Source organism: Campylobacter concisus (genome assembly GCF_003049065.1).
Taxonomy (GTDB): domain Bacteria; phylum Campylobacterota; class Campylobacteria; order Campylobacterales; family Campylobacteraceae; genus Campylobacter_A; species Campylobacter_A concisus_BE.
Window position 1 is genome coordinate 171,350 of record NZ_PISC01000001.1, and the last position, 19,335, is coordinate 190,684.

General features: G+C 40.9%; 13 protein-coding genes and 2 tRNA genes. 2 read left to right on the forward strand and 13 right to left on the reverse strand.

What is annotated here, in order from left to right:
* Nucleotides 1-215 precede the first annotated feature (215 nt).
* The 10 genes from CVS81_RS00860 to tupB all read right to left on the reverse strand — a co-directional run bounded on the left by CVS81_RS00860 (nucleotide 216) and on the right by tupB (nucleotide 9,839).
* Nucleotides 216-1,541, reverse strand: a complete 1,326-nt coding sequence (locus tag CVS81_RS00860) for an aminotransferase class V-fold PLP-dependent enzyme (protein WP_107964775.1) — start codon at nucleotides 1,539-1,541, stop codon at nucleotides 216-218.
* Between the two features lie 87 nt (nucleotides 1,542-1,628).
* The gene (locus CVS81_RS00865; protein WP_002941192.1) at nucleotides 1,629-1,817 is read right to left on the reverse strand and encodes a hypothetical protein; all 189 of its coding nucleotides are present in this window, start codon (nucleotides 1,815-1,817) and stop codon (nucleotides 1,629-1,631) included.
* Between the two features lie 25 nt (nucleotides 1,818-1,842).
* Nucleotides 1,843-2,586, reverse strand: a complete 744-nt coding sequence (locus CVS81_RS00870; RefSeq protein WP_107964776.1) for a winged helix-turn-helix domain-containing protein — start codon at nucleotides 2,584-2,586, stop codon at nucleotides 1,843-1,845.
* Nucleotides 2,579-3,361 carry a formate dehydrogenase accessory sulfurtransferase FdhD gene (gene fdhD, locus CVS81_RS00875; protein ID WP_107964777.1) on the reverse strand — a complete coding sequence of 261 codons (783 nt, stop codon included), beginning with the start codon at nucleotides 3,359-3,361 and terminating at the stop codon, nucleotides 2,579-2,581. Before fdhD ends, CVS81_RS00870 begins: the two co-directional genes overlap by 8 nt.
* 219 nt (nucleotides 3,362-3,580) lie before the next feature.
* On the reverse strand, nucleotides 3,581-4,222 hold the full coding sequence (fdh3B, locus tag CVS81_RS00880; protein WP_021087450.1) for a formate dehydrogenase FDH3 subunit beta: 642 nt from the start codon (nucleotides 4,220-4,222) through the stop codon (nucleotides 3,581-3,583).
* 1 nt (nucleotide 4,223) lies between these two features.
* Nucleotides 4,224-7,049, reverse strand: coding sequence for a formate dehydrogenase subunit alpha (locus CVS81_RS00885; protein ID WP_107964778.1), 2,826 nt, complete (start codon nucleotides 7,047-7,049; stop codon nucleotides 4,224-4,226).
* Between the two features lie 30 nt (nucleotides 7,050-7,079).
* Nucleotides 7,080-7,253, reverse strand: a complete 174-nt coding sequence (locus tag CVS81_RS00890; protein ID WP_002941238.1) for a twin-arginine translocation signal domain-containing protein — start codon at nucleotides 7,251-7,253, stop codon at nucleotides 7,080-7,082.
* On the reverse strand, nucleotides 7,243-7,938 hold the full coding sequence (locus CVS81_RS00895; RefSeq protein WP_107964779.1) for a molecular chaperone: 696 nt from the start codon (nucleotides 7,936-7,938) through the stop codon (nucleotides 7,243-7,245). Before CVS81_RS00895 ends, CVS81_RS00890 begins: the two co-directional genes overlap by 11 nt.
* Before the next feature lie 245 nt (nucleotides 7,939-8,183).
* Nucleotides 8,184-9,137 (reverse strand): tungstate ABC transporter ATP-binding protein TupC, encoded by a 954-nt coding sequence (tupC, locus tag CVS81_RS00900; protein WP_107964780.1) that lies wholly within the window; start codon nucleotides 9,135-9,137, stop codon nucleotides 8,184-8,186.
* A 9-nt stretch (nucleotides 9,138-9,146) separates the two neighbouring features.
* Nucleotides 9,147-9,839 carry a tungstate ABC transporter permease TupB gene (gene tupB / locus CVS81_RS00905; RefSeq protein WP_107964781.1) on the reverse strand — a complete coding sequence of 231 codons (693 nt, stop codon included), beginning with the start codon at nucleotides 9,837-9,839 and terminating at the stop codon, nucleotides 9,147-9,149.
* Between the two features lie 72 nt (nucleotides 9,840-9,911).
* On the opposite strand from tupB, the gene tupA reads away from it, so the two are divergent.
* Both tupA and CVS81_RS10165 read left to right on the forward strand, forming a co-directional pair.
* Nucleotides 9,912-10,730: a tungstate ABC transporter substrate-binding protein TupA gene (tupA, locus tag CVS81_RS00910; protein WP_103558927.1), complete on the forward strand. Its 819-nt coding sequence runs from the start codon at nucleotides 9,912-9,914 to the stop codon at nucleotides 10,728-10,730.
* Between the two features lie 260 nt (nucleotides 10,731-10,990).
* The gene (locus CVS81_RS10165) at nucleotides 10,991-13,234 is read left to right on the forward strand and encodes a molybdopterin oxidoreductase family protein (protein ID WP_258031156.1); all 2,244 of its coding nucleotides are present in this window, start codon (nucleotides 10,991-10,993) and stop codon (nucleotides 13,232-13,234) included.
* Between the two features lie 480 nt (nucleotides 13,235-13,714).
* Here the strand turns inward: CVS81_RS10165 and CVS81_RS00925 are convergent.
* The 3 genes from CVS81_RS00925 to CVS81_RS00935 form a co-directional block, all read right to left on the reverse strand.
* A tRNA-Ser gene (locus tag CVS81_RS00925) sits at nucleotides 13,715-13,805 on the reverse strand.
* Between the two features lie 30 nt (nucleotides 13,806-13,835).
* Nucleotides 13,836-13,911 (reverse strand) — tRNA-Phe (locus tag CVS81_RS00930).
* 126 nt (nucleotides 13,912-14,037) lie between these two features.
* Complete coding sequence (locus tag CVS81_RS00935; RefSeq protein WP_107964782.1) at nucleotides 14,038-19,314, reverse strand: hypothetical protein; 5,277 nt, start codon at nucleotides 19,312-19,314, stop codon at nucleotides 14,038-14,040.
* Between the last annotated feature and the right edge of the window lie 21 nt (nucleotides 19,315-19,335).

Below are 19,335 nucleotides of genomic sequence, written 5' to 3' on the forward strand. Positions count from 1 at the left end.
ACCGCCACTAAAGTTACAAGTTAAATTTGAATATTTTTATTGAGTGGGCAGGCAAGGTTTGTTGTTGAGCTTATGTGCTATCATGATAAATTTTAAAATTTATTTCAGACTGACTAAATTTTATATAGGTAAAGCCAGCTTAAATTTAGAAAAACTAATTTTGCAGAAGCTGTTTAAGGCAAAGCATTTAAATTTCAATGCCTAATAAATTTAGCCTAAATTTTACCGCCGAACATCTCATACATCGCTTTTTCTTCGCCCCAAAGCTCGCGGTGTTTTTTGATAGATGATTTGATAGCGTTTATGAGATAGAGCACTTCCTCTTTCGTGTGCGTGTAGTGCATGCTCACCCTTACAAAACCTGGCTTTTTCTCTAAGATCTTATTCTCTTTAAGCCCCAATAGATCAAAAGCATAAGGCCCAGCGCACATCACGCCAGCACGGCTTTGTATGCCGTAGTTGTTGCTAAGCGTTGCAGCAAAGTCATATGGCGAAATGTCTCGCACATTAAATGAAAAAATAGGCAGTTTTTCTGCATTTTTAGGCCCATAAATAGTGATATCTTCGATGCTACTAAGCTCTTTTTCAAAGAAATTTGCCAGCTCATCTTCGTGTGCTTTGATATTTCCCACTCCGACACTTGCTTGCAAGTTGTAGGCTAGGCTTGCTCGCACCAGCCCCAATATAGAGGGCGTGCCAGCCTCTTCAAGCTGCTCGGCATTTTTTATAAAAAGGTGCTTTGATGGCGTCGCAAGCGCGATGGTGCCGCCACCTGCAAAGCTTGGTATATCGCTTGTATAAAGCTCTTTTTTGATCGCCAAAAGCCCACAACTCCCAACTCCGCCAAGTAGTTTGTGAGGTGAGAAAAAGGCTGCGTCAAAGTATGCGGCGTCTAAAATTTCATGCGAGCTGGTTGCCGCGCAGTCAAATGCCACCACTCCGCCAAATTTCTTAACGAGTGAGTAAATTCTCTTGTAGTCGGTTTTCACGCCTGTGACGTTTGAGGCGGCGCTAAAGCAGGCGATGATCTTTCTTTTTGCGTTTAGTTTTAGCGTCCTCTCAAGCATCACGTAGTCTATCTCGCCGTTTTCATCAAGCAAGGTGCGCTCGCAGTCGCAAAGCCCTTCACGAAAGCTGATCTCGTTTGAGTGGTGTTCATAGGGTCCAACCAGCACGAGTGGTAAATTTACGCTTCTTAAATTTGCTTCGCCGATCAAGGCTCTTGTTGCTGGCGGCAGATAAATTCCCATTATCTCTTGAAATTTCTTTATCGCAGCCGTTGCGCCTTGGCCTGTTGCTATTAGATAAAAGCTCTCATCAAGCCCCAAAAGTTCCTTTAGCTCAGACCTTGCGTTTTCATAGCGTTTTTGCGTTAGCACGGCGCTTGAACTGCTGTCTGAGTGGGTGTTTGCGTAGGTTTTTAAAAATTTTGAAATTTCATCTTCGATAGGCGCATAGGCAAGGCCTGAGGCCGTGTAGTCAAAATAGTAAATTCCATCTTTTAAAATGATATTTTTTCTTACTTCATCTATGGTTGGCACGATTTTCCTTTTGGTTAAAAGCGCGATTATAATGAAATTTTGTATAAAGTGAGGTTACAAGCGGGCAGGGTGCCCACTCGCGTGTGTTTATTTGTTTAAGAAGTTTTTTTCTAACCACTCGTTAGCTTTTGCTTCACTCTCAAATCTTTGGCTCTTAGCAACTTGGTTTGCACCCTCATAAAAACGGATACGAATGCCGTCTTGAACGCTATCGATCTTGATTCTAGTGATCTTATCTTTGTTTAGATAAGTCCTGTCGTTTAGTTTTACATACATGTTTTTCTCCTTTTAAAAATTTGGTTTATTTTTTATCGTTTTTCTTCTCGTCTTGTTTTAAAAATAGCTCTTTAAAGCGCTTGTTTGCGTAGTCTTCGATGTCATTTTGAAGCTGTTTATAAGCGTTTATGAGCTCATAAGCTCTATCATTTAGCGTAGTGCCAGCGCTATCTCCGCCACCTTGCTTGGTCGTAAAGAGATCTTCTTTTAAATTCTTTTGCAAAATTTGTAGATGCGACCAGCATTTTTTATAGTTCATACCTAAAATTTCAGCTGCCTTTGATATCGAGCCAACCTCGGCTATAACGTCTAAAACTTCGGTTTTACCCTTGCCAAATATAAGCTCGCCCTCGTCGTTTTCTATCCAAGTCTTCGTCTTTACTCTCATCTTTTTGCCTTTCTTTTCCTTAAAACAGCCTAGCTGACAGTACTTCACGTCAAAGCCGTAGTCTCTAAGCGTCGAGCGCATGGTCTTTAGTCCGCCATTAGCTGCCGCCATCTCCCTTGCATCTTTGCAAAAAACTCTGCCCTTTTCGTCGCTAACTTCTTTTAGTTTAAGTGACAATGTAAATTTACCGCGGTCTTTATCCAAACCACCAAACTGCCCAAGCTCGCAGTTGTCTATCTTGATGCCAAGCCTAGTCGCCTCGTCGCTTACCTCGCTGACTTCTATGCTAAGCTTATTTGCGATCTTAAAAGCCGTGCCGCAGTCAAGTTTGCCGCTTTTATTTAGCGTTTGTTTTATCAGCTCTTCTAAATTTTTACTCATAAATTCTCTCTTCGCCGCTATAAACGTTGATATTTTCGCCCCTTGCAAAGCCACAAAGCGTAAGCTCAAATTTACGAGCGATCACCACGCCAAGGCTAGTTGGCGCTGTCCTTGAGATAAGTGCTGGCACCCCGTGCATAACGGCCTTTGCTACCATCTCTGAGCTAAGTCTGCCACTCACCATCAAAAATGAATTTGCTAAGTTAGCTCCGTCTAAAACGGCCTTGCCAACGGCTTTATCGATCGTGTTGTGCTGAGCGATGTCCTCGCCTATGTAAAATTTATCTTCGCTCACAAAGAGCTTTGCTGTATGCACGCAGCCAGTCATCTCGTAAAGCTCGCACTGCGTATAAAACTCACTCATTTGAGCAAGGATCATATCTTTGTTAAATTTAGCTCCGCTCTTTACGGCTCTTGCTGCCATCGCCTGTGGGTCGATATTTGCCGTTGAGCTTCTACCACAGCCACTTATTATGACCTTTTCTTCGTCAAACTGCTCTAGGCGTTTTTCGTTCACTTTGGCGCTTACATAGACGCTTAGCTCGTCGCTTGAGAGCCTAACTTCTGTTATGTCCTCTGGCTTTGTGATGACGTTTTCACTGATCAAATAGCCCACAGCAAGCGCCTTTTGATCGGTAGGCGTTGCCATAACGGCACCAAATTTTTTGTCATTTATGTAAATTTCAAGCTTGATCTCACGCACCAAGATATCATCAACCTGCGCTTTTTGCTCGCCTTTATATTTGATGATCTGCGTTTTATAAATCGGTTCCATCTTGCTCCTTGAAGTTTTCACAAATGATAGCCCAAAAAGCTAAATTTAATTTTGGATTGTAGTAAAAACTTGCTTAAACAAAGCAAAAAGCTTAAACGCATTTTGATACGAAATAAACGTTACTATAATTAAAATTTGATATGCAAAATAGGCATATTTCTTAAAGTATAAAATTAGAGAAAATAACAAATTTTATAGGTGCAAAAAGCACCTATAAATTTACGCTTTTAGTTTTAGTCTGTCGCCAGCGTAGTAAGCGATCTTCCAAACAGTAGTTTGTTTTAGGTCTTTTTCGCCATAACCTCTTGCAGCAACTCTGTCATTGTAGATTTTTTCGATGACATCTGACTCGCCAACTAGCAGAGCCTTTGTAGAGCACATCGCAGCACAAACTGGCACCTTGCCCTCAGAAATTCTATCTTGTCCATATACTTCGCGCTCTTCTTCGCTATTAGTTGGTAGCGGACCGCCTGCACACATGGTGCATTTATCCATTACGCCCCTTGCACCGAAAGCACCATCTTTAGGGAATTGTGGCGCACCAAATGGGCAAGCATATAAGCAGTATCCACAACCTATACAGATATCTTTATCGTGAAGCACGATGCCATCAGCTCTGATGTAGAAACAATCAACCGGACAAACAAGCGAACAAGGCGCGTCTTCGCAGTGCATACATGCGATTGACGTTGAAATTTCTTTGCCAGGCATACCTTCATTTAGTGTGACGACGCGGCGTCTTCTAACGCCGATAGGCAACTCATGAGCTTCATCACATGCTACTGCGCAGCCGTTGCAATCAATGCATCTATCTGTGTCGCAGTAAAATTTAAGTCTATTGTTATCGTTAAATGCGCTCATATTATGCCCTTTCTATGCGGCAAAGACCGCTTTTTGTTTCTGGGATTTGAGTGACTATGTCATATCCGTAGTTTGTTACGGTATTTGCACTCTCGCCAACTGCAAAAGGTCTTGTTCCCTCAGGGAAATTTCCAGTCATATCAACACCTTGCATATATCCAGCCCAGTGAAATGGCAAGAAGATCATATTTGGCTTAACCGATGGTACGATCCTTGCGCGAACCTTGATCTTAGTACCCTCAGGTGAATGAACCCAAACAAAATCCCAATTTTTAATGCCATGTTTAGCCGCTAGCTCTGGGTGGATGTCGGCAAACATCTCAGGCGTAATGCGTGATAGATACTTGCTAGCACGCGTCTCCATACCAGCACCACTGAAATTTACTAGACGAGCTGTAATGAGGTTGATAGGGAATTCTTTTGAGAAGTCCTTACTTTGTTGCAAGCTCTTATACTTCGTATAGACGCGGTAGTGATTTGGTTTATCCTCAAAGCTTGGATATTTTTGCGCAAGATCTTGACGCTGTGAGTGGATCGGCTCTCTATGCTGAGGGATTTGATCAACAAATGTCCAAACTATCGCTCTAGCACGTGCATTGCCGTATGGAGCTATGCCCTTTTGCATACATTTTTCAGCTATTATGCCACTGCCATCAGTAGCCCACGTAGCGCCCATTTTTTCGCGCTCTTCATCTGTAAGTTTTATGCCAAGAACCTCTTCGATATTTTTCTTTGTTATCTCAGGATATCCACCATTTATCGCACCTTGTTCTGGAGCAGAGCCAATTGCGGCAAGCTGATTAACGCCGTTGTGCTCTAAGCCGAAGCGGTTTCTAAATCCCATACCACCTTGCATTACTGGTTTGCTTATATCATATAAATTTGGACTGCCTGGGTGTTTTTCCGTCCAGCAAGGCCATGGCAAGCCGTAATACTCACCAGCTACGTCAGTGCCCTCTTTGCCCATAAGTGTTTTTTCATCAAATTTATCCCAGTTCTCTTGGTGGCGTTTTAGGCGCTCAGGTGTCCAGCCTGTAAGTCCGATACTTTTTACGATATTTGCTATCTCGCGGGTAGCAGCTTCTGGCCACTCTATCTTGCCATCAGCGTCCCTTATAGTGCGAGTTAGCTCATCATAGAAACCTATGCGTTTAGCTAGTTCAAATAAAACTTCATGATCTGGCATGCTCTCATAAAGTGGCTTACATACTTGGCTTCTCCATTGACCACTTCTGTTTGTAGCTACGACTGTGCCACTAGTTTCATATTGAGTTGCTGCTGGGAGAAGATAAACGCCATCTTTTTTATTAGTGATAACGCCAGCATCATTTACAAATGGATCCATAAGTACTAAAAGCTCAAGTCCGTCAAGACCCTCTTGAACCTTTGCTTGCTGTGCAGTAGATGTTATGCCGTTACCTATAACTACAAGAGCTTTTAGGCTATCGCCTGCGTTTTCAATAGCGTCGTTGCCATCTTTGCCATCAAGCACACCAGCCCACCAGCGAGCTAGGGTAAATCCAGGCTTCATCATCCACTCTGGTTTTACGAAATTTCCTTGTAACCACTCGTAATCCACTTTCCACATTTTGGCAAAATATTTCCATGTAGCTTCGTTTTTAGCGTAGTATCCAGGCAAGCTGTCAGGTGCGTTTGCCATGTCGCTAGCGCCCTGAACGTTGTCGTGGCCTCTTAGGATGTTGCATCCGCCACCACTTACGCCCATGTTGCCAAGAACTAGTTGTAAGATCGGAGCTATACGAGTATTTGAGCTGCCTATTGTGTGCTGAGTTAGACCCATCGCCCAAACGACTGAGCCAGGGCGGTTTTTAGCATAAATTTCTGTGATCTCTTTTAGCGTTGCAGCTGGCACTCCAGTCACATCTTCAACGACTTCTGGTGTCCATTTTGCAGCCTCTTTGCGGATCTCATCGATGCCGTATGTGCGTTCATCTATAAATTTCTTATCTTCCCAGCCATTTTCAAAGATGAGATTCATCATGCCATACATAAATGGTATGTCTGTGCCTGGGCGAATTTGTGCGAAATAATCAGCCTTTGCCGCAGTTCTTGTGTATCTTGGATCGACAACGATTAGTTTTGCGCCATTATTCTCTTTTGCTTTTAAAAAGTGTCTAAAACCAACTGGGTGATTTACCGCTGGATTTGCGCCGATTATAAAGATAGACTTCGCGTTTTGGATATCTCCAAGGTGATTTGTCATAGCTCCATAACCCCACGTATTCGCCACACCGGCGACTGTTGCGCTATGTCAAATTCTTGCTTGGTGATCTAGGTTGTTTGTCCCAAACATCGCAGAGAATTTACTGATGTAGTAGCTCTGCTCATTGCTATCTTTTGCTGAACCCAAAAACATAACTTGCTCTGGATTTTTCTCGCGGTAAGCTTTTAGTTTTGCGCCGATCTCGTCAAGTGCTTGCGTCATAGAGATGCGTTGCCACTTGCCACCAACTTTTTTCATCGGATATTTTACACGGCAGTGTGAGCGCACCATATCGATAACGTCTGCACCTTTACAGCAGTGACCACCAGCACTTACTGGGTGATCTTGTGCTACTTCTTGACGTACCCATGCACCATTTTCTACCTCTGCTAGTACTCCGCATCCTACAGAGCAAACTGTGCAGACAGTTTTTACTATTTTTGAGTCTGGAAATGGGTTTGCCATCTCTTGAGCTGTTGCTTCTCTTGTGACATTGCTTGCTGCAAAGCCGGCCGCTCCACTAGCACCTGCTAATGCAGCCATTTTTAAAAACGATCTACGACCGATGTTGTTTGGCGTAGCGTTTAATCTAGCTTCAGACATTTTCATCCTTTCTTAAATTTCTATCAAATTTTATTTTGCTTGTTTATAGTAAAGTTCCCAGTTTTTGCTTCTTTTATAAAGCACTTCGGTCTTTTTACTCTTTCCTGATTTTAAATTTTCATTAGCATTTGCTGCTACCGCACCACTTGCTGCCACAGCGCCAACTAGACCGACTTTTTTTAGAAATTCGCGTCTATTTTGCATATGTACCCTCCGTTCTTAGTTTTCTTATCCTATTTTTTTCTCTTCTTATGCTTTCAGATCTTGAAAGACCATCGCTCTTTTTGTGGTCTATCTTGACCGGTTTTGGTGAGTTTAGTGCCACGCGTTCAAACGCTATAAATTCGTTTAGCAAAACGGCCACATCCTTGTAAATTTCACTATTTTTATGCTCATATAAATTTTCTATAAACTCATCAATGTTTGGATTTATAATATTTTTAAAAAGCTCCTCTTCGCACTCGTCAAATTTACCGATAAACTCGTTCATAAGTGTAAAGACAAAGCCTACATTATCTTCATTCTCTTTAAATTTATTCTCATCTCTTCTGATGTTTGTCTTAGCCAAAATTTTACGCACATCAGCACAAGCATGACCCACTTCATAACCCTCATCGTAAAAAGAGAGCGAGTTTCGAAGCGGACTTGGCGGAGTGTGAAAGATGTCATCAAATTCGGTGATCAAATTCTCTGGATTTTTTTCATTAAATTTACTTTTTATATTAGTAGCAGCTCGCGAGACTTCATCGTTTAAGCTATATTCTTCTATGAGATCAAGCATTTTACTAAGGCCATCAAATCTCTTTTCATCTTCACTAAATACGAAGAATTTAGAGAAAGTAGCGTAGTAAAGTTTTCTGCCAGCTGCAAATTCCTCTTTTGTGCTCACCTTTTTCCTTAAATAGTTTTTTAACGACACCGAAACTATACAATTAATTGCCTTATTAATGTGGCTTAAAATAAAATAAATTAGAAAAGTTAAAAAAAGCTTAAATATGCCTTAATTGCATATTTAAAAACGCCATTTTTAGGGATTTATGTAAGATATGATTTTTTAGCAGGATTATTAAAATTTAGCTCTTTTTTGATATCCATTTTTAAATTTGGACTAAATTTAGAGAGCGGGAGTAAATTTTACTCCAAAGCTAGCATCGAGCCATCTTCAAATTCTAAAAATACCCTCTCTCCGATCTTTGTAATTTCATCATCGTGGCTAAAAATTTTGATCAAAAAGTCGCCAACTTTGACCTTCAAAAGCTTTTCATCGCCCATATAAAGCGAGGCCGAGTGCAAAATCCCTGAAATTTGACCCTCACCACCTATTTTAGAAATTTTTATCTTGCTTGGATTGATCGTGATCTTGCTTTTGCCTTTAAAATTTGAAGCTAAATTTAACTTTGCTTCGTCGCCAAAGCTTAGCACACCACCCTCTATCTCGAAGATATTTTTGTATTCAAACTCGCAGACCCTGCCTTTGTGCAAAAACACGCACTCGTTTGCTAACATACTAAGCCACTTTTCGTCGTGACTTGCGATGACAAAGCCGCAGCCATATCTCTCGTGCATCAAATTTATAGCCTTGCTAAATAGCTTTGAAGTGCCGATATCAACGCTATTTGTCGGCTCATCAAGCAGATAAAATGGCGCTCTTAAAGAAAGCGCAAGTGCAAATGCGATGCGCTGCGTCTGACCAGAACTTAGCTCAAAGTGGCGCTTGTCTAAAAATTTCTCATCAAGTCCCACGAGAGCGAGTGCTTCGCTGGTTCGCTCATCAAATTCGCTTAGTAAATTTCTACTTTTTAAGATGACTTTGAAATTTTCTCTAACACTTCTTTTTAAAAGGGCAGGCTCAGGCAGCAAAACGCAAATTTTACGCAGCATTTCAAGGCTTGGTCTATTTTCACCCCAAAGTGAAATTTCGCCGCTATCTGGGCTTTGCAGGCGCGAGAGAATTCTTATTAGCGTGCTTTTGCCACTGCCATTACTGCCCATTAGAGCGGTTATCTTTTTGGTATTTATATCAAGGCTTGGGATATTTAGGATCTCGCTTTTGCCGTAGTTTAGGTGTAAATTTCTTATCTTTATCAAAATTTGCTCCTATTTGTCGAGTTTTCTTAGCGCAAAGATCGCTAAATTTACTAAAAATGCGATAAATATCAAAACCATTGCGAGCGCTATACCCATGGCAAATTCGCCCTTATTTGTCTCAAGCGAAACGGCTGTGGTGATCGTGCGGGTAAAATACTTGATGTTACCGCCTATCATCATCGCAACGCCCACTTCAGCCACGATCCTGCCGTATGCTGTGGCGATGACGACCATGAGGGCGTAGCGTAGCTCGTAAAGCACACAAAAAACTAGCTTTGCCGGTGCAAGGCGTAAATTTAGGATAGTTAGATAGTGCTTTTTCTCCATATTTTCAACCACACTTGCAGTAAGCGAGATGATGATAGGAAGGGCTAGCACAAACTGGCCTAGCATGACCGCTTTTAGCGTAAAGAGTAAATTTAAGCTACCAAGCGGGCCATTTCTCGTGATAAAAGCGTATAAAATAAGACCAATGGCAACCGTTGGCATGGCTAGAGCTGTGTCACTTAGAAGGCGTAAAATTTTGCGACCTTTAAAGTCATAAAAGCCAAGTATAAAACCAAGCGGAAAGCCCATGATAACGGCAAGAAGTATCGATACGCTTGATGTGTAAAGGGTAGCCTTGATAGCTGAATATGTTTCAAGATTGCCGTTTAAAAGTAGATTAAAGGCTTCTGTAAAGCCATTAAGTAAAAAATCCAAATATTATTCCTAATTTTTTTATTCATATTATTTTAATATGCTATAATACCACATTTTCTAAAAAGGAGAAAAATGAAAAAGATTATTTTAGGCTCACTAGCAGCCGCAGTTTTGGCGTTTGGCGCTGACAATGAACTAATCATGGCGACTACAACAAGTACGGATAACACTGGCTTGCTTGACGCGATCTACCCAGTTTATAAGGCAAAAACAGGTGTTGATATAAAATGGACAGCTGTTGGCACAGGTGCAGCTCTAAAGCTTGGCGAAGACTGCAACGCTGACGTACTTTTCGTTCACTCACCAAAAGTTGAGAAAGAATTTGTAGAAAAAGGTTTTGGCTTAAAAAGAAATGCCGTAATGTACAATGATTTCGTCGTTATCGCTGATAAATCAATCGCTGATAAATTTAAAGGTAAAGATATCAAACAAAGTTTTGAGCTTATCAAAAAAGATGGTATCAAATTCTTCTCACGTGGCGACAAATCAGGCACAGATAATAAAGAAAAAGGCATCTGGAAAAAGATCGCTGGCGAAGTCCCTGAAAAAGATAGCTGGTATATGCAAACAGGTCAAGGCATGCTAGCTACGATAAATGCTGCTGCTGAGCAAAAAGGCGTTACATTTACTGATCGCGGTACTTACATTAAATATGAAGCAAACCAAAAAGGTCATCCTGAGATGGTCATCATCAACGAGGGCGACAACGACCTTAAAAACTTCTACTCTCTAATCGCAGTAAATCCAAAACACTGCCCTAAAACTGACATCGAAAATGCAGAGAAATTTATAAAATGGGCAACAAGCGAAGAGGGTCAGAAATTTATAGGCGACTTCAAACTTCTTGACAAGCCACTTTTCACTCCAGACGCAAACACACGCAAGAACTAATACAATGGGCGAGCAATCGCCCATCTTTTTATAAATTTTCATATTTTTTAAATTTGTTTTTAATCACTTAAGGCAAAAAAACAAATTTAAAATAAGACAAAAACGGCAAAAGGCTCCGTAAATTCAGCGTCAAAGAAATATGCAAATTTTGCATATTTACTTAAAAGAAAATTAAAAAAAAATATTAGTTTTAAAAATAATTTTATATTCTAAGGTATATAATAACCGAGTTTTTAGAAATATTACTTGAAAGGAAATCTATGCAAAAGATTGTTCAAACAACCTGTCCGTATTGCGGAACTGGTTGCGGCATAGACCTTATCGTAGAAAACGGTAGGATAGTCGATGCAAAGCCGACTGATAACCACCATGTAAATGATGGCGAGTTGTGCTTAAAAGGTATGTTTGGTTGGGAATTTGTAAATTCTCCAAAACGTTTAACTAAACCAATGATGAGAAAACTAAACGGAGAGTTTAACAAAGAGGGCAAACTTGAAGAGGTTAGCTTTGAAGAGGTTTATGAATTTTTAGGAAAGACTTTTAAAAATAGCGTTGAAAAATATGGTCCAAGCTCTATCATGGGCTTTAGTTCAGCTCGTTCAAACAACGAAGACAACTATGTATTTCAAAAATTCTTTCGTGCTTTAGGAAGTAACAACGTAGATCACTGCGCTCGTCTTTGACACGCTCCAACAGTGGCAGGTCTTGCCAGCACCCTTGGAAACGGAACAATGACAAACGATCTTGTTGAATTTGCGACTGATACAGATGTATTTTTACTAATAGGCACAAACACAAGCGAATGCCACCCTATCATCGCTATGCAGATGCAAAGAGGCTTAGAGCGTGGTGCAAAAATGATCGTTGTGGATCCAAAACGCACCGATATGGCTAAAAAAGCCGATATATTCTTGCAAATTCCAGTTGGCTCAAACATCAAAACACTAAACACAATGATGAACGTCATCATCTCTGAAAATTTACAAGATACAGAATTTATCGAAAAATATGCAGAAGGTTTTGAGTACCTAAAAGAAGCGGTAAAAGACTTCACTCCTGAGAGATTTGAGCGTGAGACTGGCGTCAAAAAAGAGCTTATCACTGAGGCTGCTAGGATGTATGCAAAAGCTGGCAGTGCTGCTATTTGCTACACTATGGGTATCACTCAGTTTAGCGACGGTACATCAAATGTATTCTCACTTTCAAATTTAGCGATCCTAACAGGAAATTTAGGTAAAAAAGGCGCTGGAGTAAATCCACTTCGTGGACAAAACAACGTTCAAGGCTCATGCGATATGGGCGCACTACCTAACGTCATCCCAGCAGGTGCAGTAAATAGCGCTTACGCACAAGAGCAAGCTCGCAAAGTTTGGCACTTCGAGCTTAATCCAGTGCCTGGCTTTAAACTAACATACGCACCTGATAAGATGGATAGCGGCGAGCTAAAAGTGCTTTATGTTTACGGCGAAAACCCTGTTATGAGTGACCCTTGGACAGAGCACTTTGTGCATGCTACACACCACCTAGACTGCTTTATCGTGCAAGATCTATTCTTCACTGAAAGTGCTCAAAAAGCTGATGTTGTCTTACCTGCAGCTGGTTGGGGCGAAAAAGATGGAACATTTATCAACACATCTCGCCGTGTTCAAAGAACTAGAAAAGCAAGCGAACCAGTAGGTGGCGTAGAGCCTGACTGGAAAGTAGTTTGCAACATCGCAAAAGCTATGGGACTTGAGGGATTTGACTTCTTAAGTGCAGAAGAGGTTTGGGACGAGCTTAGAAAACTAATGCCTAAATTCTTTGGTGGTATCAGCTACTATAGACTTGAAAAACTAGGTGGCATCAGCTGGCCATGCCCTGATGAAGATCACCCAGGTACACCTGATCTTTATACCGATCACAAATCAATGCTACCTGATGGTAAATTCCGCCTAGCTCCAGTACTTTACGCTGACGATAAAGATAAGCGTGCGAGCATGGAGGCTGAATTTAAAGCCAAAATGCATATACCTGATGGCTATCCAGTAGGCTCAGGTGCAATGAGTGAAGTACCTGATGAGGTCTATCCTTGCTTATTTACGACGGGCAGAAAAGTTTATCACTACCACACAGGAACGATGACAAGAGAGTGCCCGCCGCTAGAGTATGGTGCTGGTATCGAAGGTCCGCTAATCGAAGTAAGCCCTGATATCGCAAGAGAAAGAGAGCTAGAAGATGGCTGCTACGCAATGGTAGAGAATAAACGTGGTAGGATCGCAGCTAAACTTCGCGTAAATCCTGACCTTAGAGAAAGCACGATATTTACGACTTTCCACTATAGTGAAGCTGACGGTAACGAGCTTGCAAACGCACAAGATCACGACCCACTCTCAGGTATCACACCTCTTAAGATCACTATAGCTAACATAAAAAGGTTAAGCGAAGAGGAGTATATAGCATTTAGACAACAAAACGAGATGTCTATGCACTCTGAAAAACCTTATCTTTCACCTGTTAGATCATAATTTCAAGGGCGCAATGCCCTTGAATTTTTAATTCAAATTTTCATAGCAAATCAACTTTTATTAACTAAAATTTTCTATTGTTTCTAGATGAAATTTCATAGTAAGAATGGGTTATTTTTATAAAATTGCTATGAAGTGCTATCTCTAAGTTTTCTCTTTTAAATTTATTAAGACTTTTATGCTTTTAGAGCTTGCATGCATCGAAAAGCTTTTGTTGGCTTTAACTTTTAAATTCTGTGATCACTAAGTGGCGTGAGAGTATAGGTATTGTTTTTCTTTTAGCTGACTCTGACTAAGGCAAATGTTTTGGCTGTCTTTTGAGCTAGTCAGCCAAATAGTCAGCTAAAAAGTTATGATAATAATAGTTTGTCATTGTTTGTGATAGTTTGTAATTTTTTGAATAAAGGCTTTAAAATAACGTTAAAATCGTGGATCAATGTTTGCAAAAGTTGGTAAAAGTTTGTAATTGTTTATAAGTGGTGGCGGACAGAGAGGGATTTGAACCCTCGAGCCCCGATTAAGAGCTGCACCCTTAGCAGGGGTGTGGTTTCAGCCGCTCACCCATCTGTCCACGTTCATGAAAAATTTTATTAAAAAGAAATGGTGGTTAGAGGCAGAATCGAACTGCCGACACGCAGATTTTCAGTCTGCTGCTCTACCGACTGAGCTATCCAACCACCTTGATAAAAGAAATTGGATTATACATTTTAAATATTTAAACTAAGTTTAAAAATATACAAGAAGCTTTTGTTTTTAAGAAATTTAAATCTAAAACTATAAATTTTAGCCCGACAAAGTTAAATTTAATGCACCAAATTTATTACACTTACATCTTTATCTATTTCGATAAAAAATGTTTGCATACTTGCTCCGCTGCCATATACGCCTTTATAGACTTGATTTACAGCGTGACCGCTACCATCAACTGCTACTTGGTTATGTGTATCGCCTAAAGCGCTATGTTTTAAATTTAGTACCGCTACTTCGCCATCTGTTGCTTGTGCGAAGATAGTGCCTTTGCCCTCTAGCGCCACTTTGTCGTTATTATCGCCTTTGATCTTTAGCACGGTATTTACACTTTTTAGACCACCATCTGTTACTTGTGCGTCTATGATATCAAGCACGCTTTTGGCATCTAGTCCTATCGAGACCGCCTGAGTGCTCTTGCTACCAAGCTGTAAAATTTCAAAGCTCTTTAGTTTATCGTTTAGGTCAGCCACCCTGCTAAGATCGATATTTTCAGTAAAGATGAGCGTATCAACGCCACCTTTTGCGTCTATCTTGTTGTCTTCGTAGGTAAATGTATTGTTTTGATCATCTCCCTCGTGAGTGATCTTGATATTTTTATCTATCTCAACGAAAAATGTCTTTGTGTTAGCTCCATTAGTGTATGTGCCTTTATAGACTTGATTTACTGCATGGTCTATTTTAAGTATCGTAGTATTTCCGCTGGCATCATTTATTACGTTTTTATGATCATGATATGTTTTACTGCCGCTATCAGCTGTGACTTCTACTTTGTTAAATTCATCTCCTATGGCTTGACTATGTTTCCAGTTAAGCATAGTCACTTCTTTATCAGTAGCTAGTTCAAATTTATTATTTCCATCACTTATTAGCTTAACGCCATCTTCATCATCGCCTGAGATTTTTAAGACAGTATTCATACTTTGTGTATCTTGTATCTTTTTTCTGCCACTTCCTGAGCCAATGGTTATGGTGGTCTCTTTTGAGTCTATGATATCAAGAACGTTTTTAGTATTTAGTGATATTGAGACAGCTTGGGTTTCAGTACCTAGTTGCAAACGTTCAAAACTTTTTAAAGTATCATTTAAATTACTTACTTCTTCTAGTTTTGTATCTTCAACAAATATCAGCTTATCTACACCACCTTTTGCATCTATACTCTTGCCATTATAGATAAAGACATCATTTAGATTACTTCCTTCAAGAGTATTTGTATTGTGTTTTAAGTGCATTACTCTATTAAAATCATCTGGGTCATTTCCATAACCATTTAGTGCTTTTCTATAGCCATTTGCGTCAGCACTACTAACGTATCCTTTATCTTCCAAAGCTTTTATATAGCTATTACTAAAAAGATGTGTGCCACTTCCTTGCGAGCCAATATTTTTAAAGTCAGCATCCGTATATATAGGATTTTTATGTTTTCTTATCTGTATATCAAGATCCACATCCGTTCTTTGATCTATATATTCTATATTTAGTTTGTAAAAGCCTTTTTTTAATTTTATTACGTTTGGGTATCCTAAAAAACTATCGCCCACTATATTAACCTCTCTTGTAGACCAAGTGTTTGGATTTTGTGGAGGATGTGGTTGTTGGTCGCCATTCCAATATGACGCAACTATTTTATAGTCACCAAGTTCCATATATACATGATCTTGAAAGTGGTCTGCTCGTACGTGATACTCGCCATCTTCTTCTATATATATCCATCCGCTCATATGCATGATAAGGTCTGTTCCTACCGTCTCAGCTTCTAGCAAGGTGTAGTTACCTGAGTGATTTACATTGTAGTGAGTGCCAGTGTGGTCTGTATCGCTTGCCATAGGAGAGTGTCCTACTCTTGCCATATCATTTGTATTTAGCTCGCCTGCTGATGGTCTAGTCCAGCTTAATTTATAGTCTTTGCCTCCTCTAAAAGAGACTTCATCAAATGTAGTAGTAGCGCTAGCGCCTGCCCACTCCATCCACTCTTTATAGTGATGCTTTACATAAAATAAATTTGCGCTATCTGTTGGCAAAAATGGTCCAGGATACATAAATTTATTTATAAATTCTTTATTTGTACAATCATAAAACCACATATCAACATCAAGGCCTTTGTTTGCCACCATAGTCACGGTTTGAACGGCTAAATTTCCTGCATCATCTAGTCTTTCAACGATGTAGTTTTTGCTGCCAGTATTTTGTGCTACGTTAAAGCTTCCAGAGTAGCTTAAATTTCTATCAAGTGTAAGTGTCGTCTTCTCAGATGTCTCAGCGTCTATGACCTCTACATCTTTTGATTTTTCATCGTGTGGATTGTTTGCGGCTTCGCCTTTGCCACTAAAATTTATAGCGTAGTTGCCAGAGCCATTTTTTATATTATCAAAGTCAGATTCTATTAGCTTATCAGGCTTTGAGTCGAGATCGACTGTGATAGTTAGGTTATCATCTCTTTGAGGCACGCCATCAGTCCCCACGTAGGTGGCGTCTATGATATGGTGAGTTCTATCTAGCTTTTTGCCAACCTTTTCAAAGTCTGCTATGACGGTGTTGTTTTCGATCTTAGCTATAAAGCTATCACTTACATTTGCGTTTTCATCTTTTATCTCTATTAGCACGTAGCCTTTGCCGTCGCTTGTGGTGTCAGGCTTATTTATACCAAATTTAATGTATGGCTGTTCGTCATTTGTAAGAGCGATGTTGTAGTTTATCTTTTGGGTCGAATTTGACTCATACTGGCTTGTCGAGATGATGTGCTCGTAGTCCTCTTCGTTTAGGTATTTTGCGGAGTGGATATCGGCATTATCTATCTTTGTAACAAGCTTTACATCGTCTATGTAGTCCAGCACGCCAAAGGCAAATAGCCTGCCACTTGATGTGCCAGAGATCGCACTTCCGTCGTCTTTTATAAGGGTCGCATCGACTAAGGTTGGGCGCTTGCTACTTACCGTCACGTCTGGTATGGTGATAGCGCCGTCACTTATCACTTTTATATCGCTTGGGTCTTTTTTGTTTATCATATGCACGCCATCATCGTCTAGGATGTAGCTCACGGTTGATTGTTTGTTAGTAAGTGGGTTTAGGATGCTTATCTTTAGCTCATCTTTTGGCACCGCGCTACTTGGGAGATAGACCTTTACATCAGAGGTCGTTATGGCTCCAGTGGTGTCATCTATGAGCCCATCTCCGTCAGCGTCTTTGACAAATTTAGCCACTGGGCTGTCGCTAAATTTTATCTCATTTGTATCGCTCTCGCCTTTGTTGCCAGCCTTGTCCATCATGGTCGTCGTTATGCTTGTGGTTTTGCCATGCTCTATTGGCACTGTGATCTTAAATTTACCATCATTTAGTGGCACTTCATTGTGATCAGGGGCGATTATCTTGCCATTAGTGTATGTGTAAATTTTGTGCGTTTTACTGCCGTCTGGGTTGGTGACATCGATGGCTATCTTATCGCCTTCTTTTATCACGCTTGGGATTTTTATAGACGCCTCGGTTTTTGTTGGGTCACCGTCATTGTATCTGTTTTCTGAGGTATCTATCTTGCCATCTGGTGTTCTATTGCTAGAGCCCAAGTCACTATCAAAGCTTATCTTGGCTGATTTTACAGGTGGAGCTACCACGACGCTTGGAGTGGTTTGATTGCTTGTGCCATTTGGTTTTGGCGTGCCATGCTGGCCATTAACTGTTGTGCTTATAGATACACTTGAGCCAGGTGTCACTGGCACGCTTACGCCTGGCACTTCAAATTTACCATTAACTATTGGCACTACTACGTTTGGGCTGTTTTTATCATAAACGCTTATGCCATTGTCGCTTACGACAAATTCTTTTGGCGAGCCGCCTATGTTTATAGTGACGCTCTCTTTTGGTTTTATAGTGCGAGGTAAATTTATCTCAACCTTTGAAGTGCCATCTCCTATCTCGTCGCTACTTATCAGACCATCGCCGTTTTTATCAGCTGTTAGCGTCACTTTGACGGTGTCACTTACGCTACTGCTTGGCGTAGTGCTTGTGGCTGAGACGTTGCCAAATTTATCAACAACGCCAGTTTCTATGCTGCTTCCTGCTGTGATGTTTGCGATGTTTGGCACGCTAAAGCTAACTGCGCCATTTTCATCGGTCGTAAATGTATATGTGTTGCCATCCTCGTCAGTGGCTGTGCCATTTTCTTTATCTAGCGTAAATTTCTTCTCAACTGGCGGTTTGCCCGGTTCATTTAGCTTAAACGTGATCTTATCTCCAGTGCTAAGCTCGTCAGGCACTATAAATTTCATGCCGCTAGTTTGCGTGCCGCTGCCATATCCTAGCTCGGTCGCATCTATCACGCCGTCGCCATTTTTATCAAGATCGAGCGTGGCTGTCACTTTTGAGATGGCTGGCGTGTCGTTTAGCTCATAGGCAGTTGGCGGCGCGGTAAATGTTCTGCCACCAGTGGTGTATGAGCTTGTCACGGTCGTTTTGCCATGGTTTAAAATTTCAACCCCAGTGATCTCTGCTTTGCCATTTACGATAGGTATAGGAGGCGCTCCAGTGGGCGTGCCGGTGCTATCAACTGGGATTAGCTCGTTTGTTATCGTATTTACTTTGTAGTTGCTAGTTTTGCCACCGCCTTTCATATTTGTCTTTATCGTGATGATGTCGCCATTTTTAGCAACGTCTGGGATATAAACGCCTATGCTTGTGATGATCTTTTTGCCATCAGGAGTTTTTGGTAGTGAGTTTAGCTGCGCTCCTCCTAAAAAGCCCTTTTTCTCGCCAGTATCGCTTGTAAGGTTGAAATTTAGCACGATGTTTGGCTCTGGCGGTGTAAAATTTAGGTTTTGCGCGCCAAATCCAGCGTAAGAGACCCCGCCGATCTTAGCTTCGCCAACTGGCCATTTGACCTCGTCATGCCTCGCTTCAAGAGTACGCAAACCAGTGTAGAAGTCGTAGATATTTGAGTAGTGGCCACCTAGTTCAAATTTGATGCCACCACTGCCCACTGAAGCAGAGTATTGCGATGATGAGCCGTGAGAAGATAGCTCTTGATGGGAGATTTGATCATCGTCATTTGCGTGTTCTTTGTGATTTTCAAGGATGTTTGCATTTTTTGGGATGACTAGCTCGCCTTTATGCTCAGCAAAGACGTTTATAGTGTGAAATACCGAGCTAAAGCCGACATAAGCCTTTTCGCCGTCATCAAAAACAATGGTAAGGTTCGAGTTTTCGCTCGTTTTTATATCATCACCAAGGTAAATTTCATCGCCTTTGTGCAGCACTCTCATAGTGCCGTCCCTGCTTATGGCAATGGCTTCACCCTTGATCTTTTTTATAACGCCGATCCTTATGGCGTCAAAATTTGGCATTTCTTCATCCCTGTAAAAAGT

Coding starts and splice junctions, on each gene's coding strand:
- CVS81_RS00865 (WP_002941192.1), bottom strand. CDS start 1,817: ATGTATGTAAAACTAAACGACAGGACTTATCTAAACAAAGATAAGATC.
- CVS81_RS00870 (WP_107964776.1), bottom strand. CDS start 2,586: ATGAGTAAAAATTTAGAAGAGCTGATAAAACAAACGCTAAATAAAAGC.
- fdhD (WP_107964777.1), bottom strand. CDS start 3,361: ATGGAACCGATTTATAAAACGCAGATCATCAAATATAAAGGCGAGCAA.
- fdh3B (WP_021087450.1), bottom strand. CDS start 4,222: ATGAGCGCATTTAACGATAACAATAGACTTAAATTTTACTGCGACACA.
- CVS81_RS00890 (WP_002941238.1), bottom strand. CDS start 7,253: ATGCAAAATAGACGCGAATTTCTAAAAAAAGTCGGTCTAGTTGGCGCT.
- tupA (WP_103558927.1), top strand. CDS start 9,912: ATGAAAAAGATTATTTTAGGCTCACTAGCAGCCGCAGTTTTGGCGTTT.
- CVS81_RS00935 (WP_107964782.1), bottom strand. CDS start 19,314: ATGCCAAATTTTGACGCCATAAGGATCGGCGTTATAAAAAAGATCAAG.